Below are 13,426 nucleotides of genomic sequence, written 5' to 3'. Positions count from 1 at the left end.
AGCGGCGGGCGGTGACTCCTGCGGGAACAGCACGTGTCCGAAGACCTGAAGAGTGGTTTTCTCTTCGGGGCTGAGGCCGTGCCCTAAGGATGCGCATCCGCCCAGAGCGGTCCCGGACGGCGGGAAAAGCAGTTACTTCACACTTAATCTCAACTCTGCGTTGTTTAAAAAGCAACAAACATTACGAAAAGAGCCTAATTAATTCACAATACTTTATTTTATTTTACCAGTTTCTTTATTCCAATGCTAATACGTCCCTATACTGCATAACAGATTGCACATAATATATATCTCCATAACAGGCATCGTATTGTTTAGCTTCTTTACGCAGACAAGTATATATCGATTTGTCGGGAGCATTTTCATACATATGCTGGGAGAAATCAATTGCAGTCTCTACAGAATATGTACCCATTTGTTCATGAACATAATCAATAAATCCTCGTCCGAAATTATAGGATTGAATAGCTAATTCCAAGTCACCGTTGGCATCCTCTAATGTTTTAGAAAAATAATAGACTCCCTGTTTAATAGATAGCTCAGGATCCTCAATACAGCCCACCTGCCCACAATAGCTCTCAGATGATTGCATAGGATCAGTGCCTCTTCCTCCTGATTCCTGCATCATCATGCTTAGAATAACATCCACGTATTCAGTTACATCATATTCTTTCGCATATTTATCGACCAACGGTTCATAACTTCGCACTTCCTCACTAATTAATGCAGAGGTTTTCTTTGGTAAATGATCCGGCCTTTCGTAGGTCACGAATGAAAGAATCAGAAAAACACCAATTAACGATAGTGCTATCACTAAAACTTGATTTATAGCTTGTTTAAATTTTCTGTTGATTGACATTTCTATCTTTCCTTTTATCTATCAAAATGATTACTAAAAACCAAACTACTATGCCATATATAATATGGCCGCCAAACCAGTAAATAAAAGCTGAAAGATCATTAATAGCCGGCGTTCGTTCTGATAAAGCAGTTGTACTATACAGCATACCACCGACTAAACCATTTACTAGAATATAAGGTGTCAATCGGGTAGTTATATTCCACTTTCTGAACAAAAAATAAATAACATTTACAAGCAGAATAGAAATGATTACATGTAACCCAAATTCTACTGTCGCACTTATTTCCTGAGTACCAATTATAGGGAAATAATCTATATTCATTAAAAGCACATAGACTTTTTTCCCTGTTAATTGTTCTACAAGATTTAAAAATCCACCGAGTATAAATCCAGATATAACTCCTATAATAATAAGCTTAAGTAATCGTTTCATTGTAATAGCTCCAATAGTTATAAGGATCACTTCTCTCTAAACAAATCCTTCTCACGCCATTTACCAAACCGGTAATACAGGACAGCAACCAAACTGCTTACAATGAAGCTTGCACCCATCCCAATTGCAATACCCGTCTCACCAAAGAAGGTAGCAAACAACGCAGTGAGCGGATAACGCAAGACCCAAAACGAAATAATATTTAAGACTAATACCTGATACATTGCCCCTGCAGCTCTTACGATTCCATTCAATATAAAATTGATTCCTAGAAATGGATAGCATAGTGCGATAATCTGTAAATATCTAGTTCCGAATTCAACCGCTTCTTCTTCACGGATAAATAATTTTACTCCATATTCTGCAAAGAAAGCTACTAGTATACCTATAATAAGCATAACAGAAAAATTATATAGTACGCCATACTTAGCGATGTCTTTGACCCGGTTCCAATACCTAACACCAATATTTTGACCCGCCATACTACTAACAGCTGTACTCAGCGCATGGGCAGGGAGCATAAGAACACTATCCAATCGTTGCGCAGCACTAAATCCTGCAACAACCCCTCCACCAAAAGTAGTGACAACAGTCATGATTGCTGCAGATCCTGCAGAGATAACAGACATCTGTAAACCAGAAGGGATTCCCAAGTTTAATATTAAACCGACCTCTGTTCTTGAAGGCAACTTTGGAATACTAAATGGCACCAGTTTTTTATACAATACATGAAATAGTCCATACAAAAAGGCAATACTTTGTGACAATACGGTTGCATACGCTGCACCTTCCACTCCCCAGTTTAACCCACTTATAAAGAGTGGGTCCAAAACAATATTTAATAAAACTGCAATCGTAACAAAGCGAATCGGTGTTTTACTGTCACCGATAGAACGGAGTACCGTACTTATAAAGTTATAGCCAAATAAAAACAAAATTCCGAGGAAATTTATCTTAAGATAAGCATTTGCTTGATCCATCATTACTTCCGGTGTTCCCAGAAGTAATAAAAATTGTTCTGAAAACAGATATCCAACAAGACCTAGAGCAAAAGAGATTGTCGTTAATAATACGACAAATGCATTCAAATAACGTTTTAGTCCATCTTCACTGTCTTTCCCCTTTTGCTGAGACAAAATCGTCAATGCTGCATTATTTAATCCGATAATAAATGAAAGTACAATAAAAATAATCGTACTTGATAGGGCTATTGCACCCAATGCGTTTGCCCCTAAGAGATTACCTACCCAAAGACTATCAATAAACTGATACGATGTTTGCAGTAAGTTCGTGAGCATGATGGGACCAGAGAAGATGATTAGCTGCTTTACGATATTACCTTTTGTAAAATCATGTTGCTTTTTCATAAAATGACCAGCTTTCTTTGAATCTTATTTCGTTTTCTACAAAATAACCAACGAATAAAGGTGATCGGATACGCACCCGATCACCTCTATTATCATTTACTTCTATGCTTCACTACCTGATTGTTGCGGTTGCCCCTTTTTATCTTCTCGGTTAATGATTTGTATAATTAGAAGAACGATGAATATCCCTAGACCAAAGATATCTGTATTTCCCTCTGGGTACAATAACATTAAACCTGTAATAAGTGTAATAATTCTTTCAAACCAGTTAAGTGGTTTATACCAGTAGCCAATCATACAGGCACCGATAGCCATCATTCCAACAAGTGCCGTTAGGAGTGCCCAGGCTATATCCATAAATGTCGCATCAATCATTAAAAGCGTAGGATTTAACACAAACATATATGGAATAATAAATGCTGCAATGGCAAGTTTTGCTGCATTAAATCCTGTACGTATTGGTTCTCCTCCAGATATACCCGTGGCAGCAAAGGCAGCTAGAGCAACAGGCGGTGTAATATCGGCGACAATACCAAAATAGAAAACAAACATATGCGCTGCAAGCACTGGAATAGCCACTTCAAGATTATCATTCAATGCTAGAATTGCCGGTAATGCTATGGTTGACGTAATAATATAGTTGGCTGTTGTAGGTGATCCCATTCCTAAAATAATGGAAGTAATCATCGTAAAGAATAAAGTTAGTAGCAATTGCGCTTCCACTGAATTAGCTAGTGTACCCGCAATACTTACTAGACTATTCCCAAGTTTCAGACCCAAACCCGTTTTCGTTACAACACCGACAATAATACCCGCACAAGCAGTTGCTGCGGCTACACCCAAAGCAGTTCTGGCACCTGATTGCAATGCAACGATGAACTTACTTGGTGTAATTCGAGTATCCTTTCTAAACATGCTGACGATAATGGTTGTTAAAATACCATAAAGTGCAGCTCTTTCTACACTCATTCCGACAAATAAGAAGTACACAATCGCTAAAATTGGTAATAGTAAATGTACTTTTTTAAGTACAGAAAGTTTACTTGGAATATCTTTGTCAGGCAGACCGAGCAGACCAATCCTTTTCGCCTCTAGATGGGTCATAATCCAGATTCCCGCAAAATATAATATAGCCGGAATCGTTGCTGCTTTAGCAATATTCCAGTAGCTTTCCCCAGCAAATTCAATCATAAGGAATGCTGCTGCTCCCATAATCGGCGGCATAATTTGCCCACCAGTCGATGCTGCCGCTTCTACTGCTCCAGCAAAGTTTTTATGATATCCAAGTTTTTTCATCATTGGAATGGTATACGAACCTGTAGTAACCGTATTTGCTACAGAACTTCCTGAAATTGTACCATTCAATGCACTGGAAAAAATGGCAACCTTCGCTGGTCCACCAGTACGTTTACCAGCAATTGCTATCGCCAAGTCATTAAAATATTGACCGACACCAGTTTGAACAAGAAATGCTCCAAACAATAAGAATAAGAAGATAAATGTTGATGATACTTGTAATGGAGTACCTAAAATACCTTCTGTTGTAAAGAACATCGAGTCAATCAATTGTTCTAAACTGAGTCCACGGTGTGCCAGCATTCCGGGCATATTTGGACCGAATAAAGCATAAATGAGAAAAAATACAGCGATAATCGTAATTGGAAGGCCGACCGCTCGTCTAGCAGCTTCTAAAACTAGTAATATTGCTAATCCCCCAATAATTACTTGTGCACCTTCAATACCCCCAATTTGCTGTACGAGTGTATCGTAAAACAACGGCCAATAAGCAGATACAATAATCGACAGCACGACAAGCACATAGTCATACCATGGGATGGAATTTTTCTTTGTTTTTCTTCTTGCCGGATACAAAAGGAATATCAGTGATAATGCAAACCCTAAGTGAACTGTTCGTTGTATGTAAGCTGTATACTGTCCGAATATCCCAGTGTAAATCTGAAATAAAGAAAATGCGATTAATGTCAAAAAGATTACTTTACCAATAATCCCACCGACATCGCGCGTGCTTGATTCGGTATCATATTTCTCTAATAACTCCTGTTGTTCTTCTGCGGTTAATTCATATTGATCTTTTTTATCACTCATGAATTTTCACTCCTTTCAAATATTCCCATAAGGTTAATTTTTCTATTTTAACTGTATACCAGGCACCAGGCTCAAAATAATCATTAAACCATACTTCGTGCTTCTCTGGGGAGGTGTTTAAGTTGGATGAGGTAGTTTCCCATGCTAGGCGATTTTCGGAAACTGTTTTACCATTTCTGACTTTCATCGTGGAAAAATAATTATCCAGATCTTTTATGTGATATTTTCCATCTTCATATGTGAAAGTCTCACCTTCCTGGGCGTTTGAGGGCATACCAATACCGAATTCTTCATACACAATTTCATATTGTTTCATATGATATTTATCAGTCACTTCATATTTCTCAACTACATCTGTTAAGTGAATCGAATGTGTGAATATTAATTGGAATGTATCTCCGATTGAAATTGGTAGAAATGCCTCTAGATGATCAGTGTTTTTTTCATAAAATACTAACGAAGTACGAAATGGAACGAGTAGCGTAAGTCCAATTACATTAAGTAATGCCATAAGTATTAAAATATTTCTTATTCTATGTCGCATTTTTAATCCACCTAAAAAATAAAATCTGGATTAGGTTCAAATGAAAATCAAAAAATAGCCGACAGCCAAAGATGGACAGTCGGCCATTCCTGTTATTTGATTATACCTATTCTGCAGTAATTCCTTCTTCATCAAAATACTTCTGTGCACCAGGATGTACATCAATGCCAATGCCGTCTAATGCTGAATCAAGTGTAATAAATTCAGCTTTTGCATGAGCCATGCTGGATGCATTTTCATAAATTGCTTTTGTAAGTTCATATACAGTATCTTCTGGAACACTGTCTGCAACAGCAAGCATAGCAAGTACTGCTACTGTAGTTACATCTTCTTCAAGTCCATAAGTTCCTGCCGCGATTGTATCTTCAGCATAATATGGATATTTTTCAACCATTTCATCAATTTTGTCCTGTTCGATTGAAACAATTGAAACATCAACTGTAGCAGATAGACCTTCTACAGCACCAGTTGGCGTACCTGCTGTAATGAATGCTGCATCAATATTTCCATCTTGAATACCACCCGTTGATTCACCAAAGTCAAGGTTTTGAGCATCAATATCATCCATCGTCATTCCATGGACTTCGAGAATCTGTTCTGCATTAATATAAGTTCCTGAACCAGGAGCACCTACAGAAACGGTTTTACCAGCTAAGTCTTCAACAGTAGCAATACCTGAATCAGCTGAAGTAACAATTTGAATCGTTTCAGGGTATAGTGATCCAACTGCAAGCACATTGTCAACCGGATTACCATCAAAAGCATTAATACCTTCCACAGCATTTGCTACAACGTCGGTTTGTACAAAGGCAAGTTCTGCATCGCCTTCTTGTAAGGCAATTACATTATCAGCAGAAGCGTTTGAGGAAACCGCGTCCGTTTGAATACCTGTTGCTTCTGTAATATTTGTAGCCATCTCTCCACCAAGCGGGTAATATGTACCACTCGTTCCACCTGTTAGCATTTGTAAGAATTCTAGTTTATCTTCCCCATCTGAAGACGCTCCATCGTCTGTATTGTTATCGCTATCATCTCCGCCACACGCAGCCAAGAATAAAATCATTGCCAATAACAAAGCAGCTGTCGAAAACAAATTCTTCTTTTTCATTTAAACTCCCCCTATTGTATATAGTGTAATAAAATTATCTTACCCTGATTTTTGTGATATTGTCAAATTAATTTTTGTATACCTGTTAGGGATGATGGTTCAGAAGCCCATAAAACTGGTATCTCCCCCCAAAGGTTTCTTGACAATATTATGAAAATTCAATATGATAGTCGTTAATAGGAATATATTTATTTATCTCTGAAATGAAAGGGGAATTAAATGCTTCTTAAACAATTGGAAATTGCGTTACTTTCATTAACAAAAGATGTTGTTGATAAATTCTCCATCGCAATACATACAGATGAAGGTACTATAAGTATTAACTCCGCCACACCACGAAAAGCCGCCAGCCTTGCCAAGTTATTTATTATGGCTGAAGCATACCAGCAAGTTGAAAAAGGGTCTCTTTCATTGGAAAAACTTGTGTATATTAACTCGGACAAGATGGTAGAAGGGTCTGGGGTTATCAAGTATTTGACGAACTCTCACGTTTATAGCTATCAAAATTTGTTGGAGCTAATGATAATCGTTTCAGATAACACTGCATCAAACATCTTACTTGATGCGGTAGGAATTGATCGCACGAATAGATTTGCAAAAAGGATAGGTTGTAATCATACATTTATTAAAAGGAAATTCATGGACGATCAAGCGCAGTTGGAAGGAAATGAAAACGCTACCACTGCGGGTGATATTGTAAGTCTTCTGAAACTTTTCTCCAGAGAAAACGACTACTTTTCCATGGACAGTCGTGGCGAAATTCTAGAAATATTTAGTAATCAACAATTTAATAGTAAATTATCTGCTTTTCAACAAACAAGTTCCCGAATAAAAATCTATCACAAGACCGGTGAATTACACGGGGTGGAGCATGATGCAGCAATAATGATAGCAGACGGAAAAATAGTAGAGGCAGCCATTCTCACTGAAGGTTGGGATAACAACGGTGATGCTCAAAACTACATTACCGCAATTGGAAAACTGTTAATGGCTTACTTGGTTGATTAATACATAACATTGGAGTGAAATGAAGTGAAAACGAAAATAGCAGTATTTGGCAGAGCAGAAACAATCGAACGTGTCCATACTTTCATAGAAGAATACGAGAATATAGAAATACTCCCTTTTACCTATTCACATTCAAAAGTAGTCACGGAAATGATTGAAAATGCTTTTATGTGTGACGTATATTTATTTACAGAACCTTTATCTTACTCCTATGCACATCAAAAGATAAAAAGAAAAAAACTGCCAGCTGTAGTAGTCGCAAACAACGAATATATGATTCTCAGTTCGCTCTACAAACTTAGACAGAAGCACAGTCAGGAACTTAACAGGATTTCCCTTGATATTTTGAATGAAAAGCATATAGAAGAGGTACGAAAAGAGTTAGATTTTAATGAGAAACAGATCTATTCGTACAGTTACGGAAAAGATGAGTCACCTGATATCGAGAAAATTGCTTCCTTTCATAAGAAATTGTGGGATGACGGAAAAATAGACTATGTTCTTTCATCCAGTAAAGAAGTCGAATCCCATATGAAAAATTATGGAATACCTGTCAGCGCGATGATTATTCCTGACGTCAATCTCAAAGAGGCAATTCAACAAGCCAATTCCCTTACTGTATTAAATCAAAGCAAAGGCGCACAGCTTGTGACCGGGTATATACGGATTAAGGACACCGAAGCAGTCCACGCTGAGAAACAGGAAATTTATGAAGAGAATATCTATAAATTGAAGCAGATTCTAATAAATTTTGGAAAGCAGTCAGATGCCCTTCTTTCTCATAATAGAAATGATCATTTTGTTATTGTGGGAACAAAGAAACTACTCGATCATTTGCAGAATCATTATCGTAACTTCCCGCTTCTCAGTGAAATTCAATCTACTTTAAGTATGCCGATTGATATGGGATATGGACTTGGACTTCATGCAAAAGAATCCGAAGAGAATGCACTTCTTGCCCTGGATAAGTCCAGTAAAGATAGTCGAAGTCTTTGTTATATTGTAAATGAACGTCAGGACACCATAGGACCGATTGGTATAAAACGGGATATCGATACATCAAACTTGTTCCATGCACTCATCCATAAAGCTAGATTGAATAATGAACTATCTTATAATTTCATTGACTTTATTACCGATAGAAATAATGAGCCATTTTCTTCAAATGACATCGCAACCTTTTACAAAGTTACTAAACGGAGCGCAGAGCGAACGGTTAATAAACTCTTAACAGGAGATGTAATCAGAGTATCCGGTGAAGAACGACCATATTTAAAAGGTAGACCAAGAAAGTTATTCACACTGAATCAATAATAGAACAAAAACGGAAGCACCCGCTAGCGATGGGGCTGCACGTGGCTATTAATGTACGTGAATGAATTATTTTCTTACCTCATAACTCAACTTTCGCACCATTAAAATAAGTTCGAACCGTTAACTGGGTTAAACTTAGAATGTTGCTAATAATCCCCTTGCTAAACTTGATTAAAACAAGGCTGTTTTTCGTACTGTTTATAGCCTTTTAATCATCGCAGAGTTGAGATAAACTACGACGTAACTACTAGCTGATATCCAAAATCGTGTGCTTCTATCGCCGTCCGGGATCGCTCTGGGCGGATGCTTTCCGCGGGCACGGCCTTAGCCCCGAAGAGAAAACCACTCTTCTGGTCTTCGGACACGTGCTGTTCCCGCAGGAGTCACCGCCCTTCGCTCACCCGGACTGGTGAAGCTGTAGGATGTTATTTTATCTATTAGGAAGTGTAGTCATTGTCAGCAACCTTTCAGCTATGGGAAATACACGTAGACTTCTGCGGGAGGAAAGGCATAGGTGAGACTCTGAAATGCGTCAGCATGAAGAGGCTCACTAGCCGCCCGCGAAAAGCGCAGTGTATTTCCCAGAGCGGTCGCCGAAGCTTCTACATACTGTTAGAAACAACCAGCAGTTACTTCGGAGTTTATGTAAAGTCCGATGATAAAAGAGGGAAATTAACGAAAAGATCCTTGAGTATAGATGTATCCAGACTGCTCAGCGCAAACAGTTAATCCAAAGTCAACTTAAACAGTGTAGCTCCAGTCCTCCTAATTCTATCAAGGCTTATTTATCCATTTCATTCTGCGAAAGTTGAATCTTAAGAAATACGGAAGTAGGTAACTAACACCTATCTTCCGTATTTCTTATTTTTCTATTTCAAATCCATTGTTCTCCATTAATATTTTCATTGCTTCCTCAACTTCTTCGTCCTCGATTTGCCCCTCTAGCATATAAGTTATATGGTTGTCCCCGCCATGTGAAGCTTCATCTTCTATCAGATTACTAAAGCCGACGATACCTTTACCACCCCATGTAGGACCTAATGGAGCAATTGGTATATACGCAGTACCCTCATTTGCTTCAGGAAGACTGTCTATGATTAGATTCGATACTTTCAGTGTTTGCAGTGCCGAACGTGCAGATTCTGCATCGTTTTCCGTTTTGAAATATGCAAGAATATTTTTTGTCATTCAATACCCACATCCTTCATTGTTTGTCATTTTTTATAATTCCCTTTTTAAAGAAATGCAAACAACAAAAGAGCCTGGGACATAACTAAAGTGTTTAACTCAAAGCCGAACATTTCGCCATAATAGCGAAGGAAATACACGGAGACTCCTGCGGGATGAAAAGCCTAGGTGAGACTACGTAGAGCGATAGCTCGGAGTAGGCTCAGCAGCGCCCGCGGAAAGCGTAGTGTATTTCCGTAGCGGTATATATGCACCAACTATGTTCGGATTTTACTTTGGTTAAAACACTTTTGTCCCAGTTTCTCTATAAACTCAACAATTCCTTTACATCATCTTCACTCAAACTGGAAAGCATCGTTTCACCCGGTTGAATAACCTGATCAATCAGTTCACGCTTTTTTTGCTGTAAGTCATATATTTTTTCCTCTATGGTTCCTTCTGTTACAAGACGAATTACCTGAACAACATTCTTTTGACCGAACCTATGTGCACGACCTGTAGCCTGGTCCTCGACTGCCGGGTTCCACCACAAATCATATAGAATAACTGTATCTGCACCCGTAAGATTCAAACCGGTTCCACCTGCTTTTAGAGAAATAAGAAAAATATTATTTTCTCCGTTATTAAACCGTTCACTCATTTCTACACGATCCTTCGATGGGGTTTGCCCATGAAGATAGAAGTAACCATATCCTTCTTTCTCCAAACGTCCTTTAATAATTTCATGCATGCTTGTGAATTGAGAAAAAATTAGCATACGTTTCCCATTTTCCATCGCAGTTTTGATCGTGTCCATCAATTGTTCTAGCTTTCCGGAATACCCTTCATAGTTTTCAATAAACAATGCTGGGTGACAGCAAATCTGACGCAGACGAGTTAACCCTGCGAGTATTTTCATCCGATTCTGGTTGAAACCACTATCTTGAATGGATTGTGTAGCTTCCTGTTGTACCTGCCGCAAATAGCCAACATATAAATCTTTCTGTTCCTTTGTTAGTTCAGAAACATGTACCGATTCAATCTTATCAGGAAGTTCTTTTAAAACATCTTTTTTCAATCGTCTTAAAATAAATGGCCGTGTAATCATAGCTATTTTTTCATTTGATAATTGTTTAAAGCTCCTGTGATTTGGCATAAGTCCTGGTAAGACAACCTGAAAAATGGCCCATAATTCATCAATCGAATTTTCTATCGGAGTCCCACTCAGTGCAAATCGGCGTGTAGCTGTTATTTCACGAATTGCCCGGGATGTTTTGGTTGCATAGTTTTTAATATACTGTGCTTCATCCAGAATCATCGTTTGGAAAATCATTTCACGGTAAATTTCAATATCCTGTCTTAATGTGGCATAGGATGTAATCCAAACATCGGTATCAGCCGAGTTTTCAATCAACTCATGTCTTTCATCAGGAATTCCTGTGAGTACAACGGCAGTAAGGTTTGGTGAGAACTTCTCAAATTCATTTTTCCAATTATAAACAACAGATGAAGGAGCTACGATTAGATGCGGGCCACTTGTCTCGCCCTCTGATTCAGAAGCAAGATATGCAATAGCTTGCAAGGTTTTCCCAAGTCCCATGTCATCTGCCAAAATACCTCCAAGATGGTAATTACTCAATGACTTAAACCATTGAAAGCCTGTTAACTGATAATTCCGTAAAGAAGCTGTGAGTGATTCTGGTAGTTCATATACTTGGTCTTCCGGTGATTTTAACTGATTCAGCAAATGGCGGAAGGAAGGATCGTAATTCTTTTTCGTATCAATCAGCTCATCTAACTGTGCTCCTCGATAAACCGGCATATGCACATTCCCACCCTGCAGATCATCTTTTTGAATGTCCATATCCTCAAAGAAGCGTTTCATGGAAGAGAATTCTTCCCCTTCCAACGACAGCAATTCCCCGCTGCCTAAGCGATAGTAACGTTTTTTTTCGATGACTGCATTTAGGATTTCATTGATTTCCGAATCGTTTACACCGTTTATATCAAATCCAATTTCCAATAGATTTGAAGAAGATTCCAAGCGAACACTCGTACTTGGTAACGGACTGTTCTCCACAATCATTCCGCGGATTTCTTGTGTTAAGAACAACTCAACATAGTCATCTAGCAGTGGCAGAACATAATACAGGAAATCATAAAGTTCATCTTCCTCCGCCTCAATGTATAAATCCTTGCCGTTGTAGTGAAAATTTGCATGTTCAATTAACTGCATAATTTGCTGTTCTTTTTCTACATCACGAATAATAATGACATCATCGTTCTCTTTCCGGCCAGTAAATGGATTAATCAATTGGTCACCGTAATGGTACTCCAATTTTCCTGTAATCCAATCTGCTTTCACTTCAAGATAAAGTTTCGCCCGTAATGGCAATTGAACAATTTCTTCAGTAATTGTTTCCGAAACCTCTACATTTCCAATTTTTTTCAAGGAAGGCATGACTTCTGATAGGAACGTATCTGCCTGTGCTTTTTGAATAGGAAGCTCAAGATCATTCATACCGAAACGAGATATTTCTTCAAGAATCTGCACTTGTTCCTTGGCAGGATAATAAAAAATTCCCTGATGAAACATCATTTCATATAACTGAAAATAGGTTGCCCCGTCAGCATCTCCCATTTTCAGCATTAAATCATTCTGATCATTTTTCGTAACGGAAAAGTTAAATGGTAATTTGTCCTTCTCAATCGCTACATTGCGAAAGCTTTTTCCTTTTGCTTCAACCGTAAAGTCTCTTTCTGAAAGTTTTTCAAGCAACATCTTTGCTGCTAGAGGTGGAATCGTTAAATACCGTTTATCACCACCACTCCCCTCCATGTAATAGGAGCTTTGATATATTTCTTCATTTCGCTTAATGGAAAAAAGTGTCTCAAATATTTCATAATCCTTTTGTAAAAAATAATGCGTATCCGGATTATAGGCAAATTTCTTAGTAAAATAGTGATCACGCCCTTGAAGTACATCGCGCAGGAATTCAAAAGCATCCTTTACAACATAGCAATGCTTTTCACCGGTACGTATTTCAAGTTTTAGGTTTTTGTCAAATGTCCAGTTGCAATAATATTCCACATGCATTGGAATTTTATCAGTCAAAATCTCGGTCGTTTTATTTTGTAGTGGGACCTGGCTTATTGCTTGTATAAAGCTGTTGGTCAATTGGTAATTGGGTTTGACAGGTACATTTGATATATCTGCCTCCTTGTTAACAATACTAATCAAAGTTGCTGCTATATGTTTGCAAGATCCAAACGTATCAAAGGCAGGGCAGTCACAATACGTATCGATGGATCCCTTGCCGAAGTCCTTCATGTTAATTTCCACAAAGTAATCTTCTGATCCATGAACGGTCGCAGTCCAAACCTGGTAATTTATATCATATAAAAGATCGCTCACCTTATTTTGTTTATAATAATCCATTCCTCGTCTGTAAATCACAGCTGGGAATAATTTCTGGATGTTAATTTCACTTATGTTTTTCAAAATACAAGGAACCCA

The 13,426-nt window shown here is 38.1% G+C and carries 10 protein-coding genes; 2 read left to right on the top strand and 8 right to left on the bottom strand.

Features of this window, described 5'->3' with window-relative positions; genetic code table 11:
• Nucleotides 1–235 precede the first annotated feature (235 nt).
• The 6 genes from ACFOUV_RS06415 to ACFOUV_RS06390 form a co-directional block, all read right to left on the bottom strand.
• Entirely contained in the window at nucleotides 236–859 is a 624-nt protein-coding gene (locus tag ACFOUV_RS06415; RefSeq protein WP_379495962.1) for a lysozyme family protein, read from the bottom strand.
• Nucleotides 837–1,295, bottom strand: a complete 459-nt coding sequence (locus tag ACFOUV_RS06410; protein WP_379495961.1) for a hypothetical protein — start codon at nucleotides 1,293–1,295, stop codon at nucleotides 837–839. The genes ACFOUV_RS06415 and ACFOUV_RS06410 overlap by 23 nt, the downstream gene beginning before the upstream one ends.
• A 26-nt stretch (nucleotides 1,296–1,321) precedes the next feature.
• Complete coding sequence (locus ACFOUV_RS06405) at nucleotides 1,322–2,662, bottom strand: MATE family efflux transporter (protein WP_379495960.1); 1,341 nt, start codon at nucleotides 2,660–2,662, stop codon at nucleotides 1,322–1,324.
• Between the two features lie 102 nt (nucleotides 2,663–2,764).
• Entirely contained in the window at nucleotides 2,765–4,768 is a 2,004-nt protein-coding gene (locus ACFOUV_RS06400; RefSeq protein ID WP_379495959.1) for a TRAP transporter permease, read from the bottom strand.
• Nucleotides 4,761–5,312, bottom strand: a complete 552-nt coding sequence (locus ACFOUV_RS06395) for a DUF1850 domain-containing protein (protein ID WP_379495958.1) — start codon at nucleotides 5,310–5,312, stop codon at nucleotides 4,761–4,763. Before ACFOUV_RS06395 ends, ACFOUV_RS06400 begins: the two co-directional genes overlap by 8 nt.
• Before the next feature lie 106 nt (nucleotides 5,313–5,418).
• Nucleotides 5,419–6,420, bottom strand: coding sequence for a TAXI family TRAP transporter solute-binding subunit (locus ACFOUV_RS06390; protein WP_379495957.1), 1,002 nt, complete (start codon nucleotides 6,418–6,420; stop codon nucleotides 5,419–5,421).
• A gap of 219 nt (nucleotides 6,421–6,639) precedes the next feature.
• Between ACFOUV_RS06390 and ACFOUV_RS06385 the strand changes: the two genes are divergently transcribed.
• Both ACFOUV_RS06385 and ACFOUV_RS06380 read left to right on the top strand, forming a co-directional pair.
• Nucleotides 6,640–7,428, top strand: a complete 789-nt coding sequence (locus ACFOUV_RS06385; RefSeq protein WP_379495956.1) for a serine hydrolase — start codon at nucleotides 6,640–6,642, stop codon at nucleotides 7,426–7,428.
• A gap of 24 nt (nucleotides 7,429–7,452) precedes the next feature.
• On the top strand, nucleotides 7,453–8,742 hold the full coding sequence (locus ACFOUV_RS06380; RefSeq protein ID WP_379495955.1) for a hypothetical protein: 1,290 nt from the start codon (nucleotides 7,453–7,455) through the stop codon (nucleotides 8,740–8,742).
• Nucleotides 8,743–9,603: 861 nt separating this feature from the next.
• Here the strand turns inward: ACFOUV_RS06380 and ACFOUV_RS06375 are convergent.
• Nucleotides 9,604–9,930 (bottom strand): hypothetical protein, encoded by a 327-nt coding sequence (locus ACFOUV_RS06375; protein WP_379495954.1) that lies wholly within the window; start codon nucleotides 9,928–9,930, stop codon nucleotides 9,604–9,606.
• A 304-nt stretch (nucleotides 9,931–10,234) separates the two neighbouring features.
• Entirely contained in the window at nucleotides 10,235–13,411 is a 3,177-nt protein-coding gene (locus ACFOUV_RS06370; protein WP_379495953.1) for an SNF2 helicase associated domain-containing protein, read from the bottom strand.
• Nucleotides 13,412–13,426 lie beyond the last annotated feature (15 nt).

The sequence above is a fragment of the Oceanobacillus longus genome (assembly GCF_042650085.1).
Classification (GTDB): domain Bacteria; phylum Bacillota; class Bacilli; order Bacillales; family Amphibacillaceae; genus Oceanobacillus; species Oceanobacillus longus.
Note: the sequence above shows the minus strand (reverse complement) of the source record. Positions and strands in the feature narration are given on the sequence as shown.

Coding starts and splice junctions, on each gene's coding strand:
- ACFOUV_RS06415 (WP_379495962.1), bottom strand. CDS start 859: ATGTCAATCAACAGAAAATTTAAACAAGCTATAAATCAAGTTTTAGTG.
- ACFOUV_RS06410 (WP_379495961.1), bottom strand. CDS start 1,295: ATGAAACGATTACTTAAGCTTATTATTATAGGAGTTATATCTGGATTT.
- ACFOUV_RS06405 (WP_379495960.1), bottom strand. CDS start 2,662: ATGAAAAAGCAACATGATTTTACAAAAGGTAATATCGTAAAGCAGCTA.
- ACFOUV_RS06400 (WP_379495959.1), bottom strand. CDS start 4,768: ATGAGTGATAAAAAAGATCAATATGAATTAACCGCAGAAGAACAACAG.
- ACFOUV_RS06395 (WP_379495958.1), bottom strand. CDS start 5,312: ATGCGACATAGAATAAGAAATATTTTAATACTTATGGCATTACTTAAT.
- ACFOUV_RS06390 (WP_379495957.1), bottom strand. CDS start 6,420: ATGAAAAAGAAGAATTTGTTTTCGACAGCTGCTTTGTTATTGGCAATG.
- ACFOUV_RS06385 (WP_379495956.1), top strand. CDS start 6,640: ATGCTTCTTAAACAATTGGAAATTGCGTTACTTTCATTAACAAAAGAT.
- ACFOUV_RS06375 (WP_379495954.1), bottom strand. CDS start 9,930: ATGACAAAAAATATTCTTGCATATTTCAAAACGGAAAACGATGCAGAA.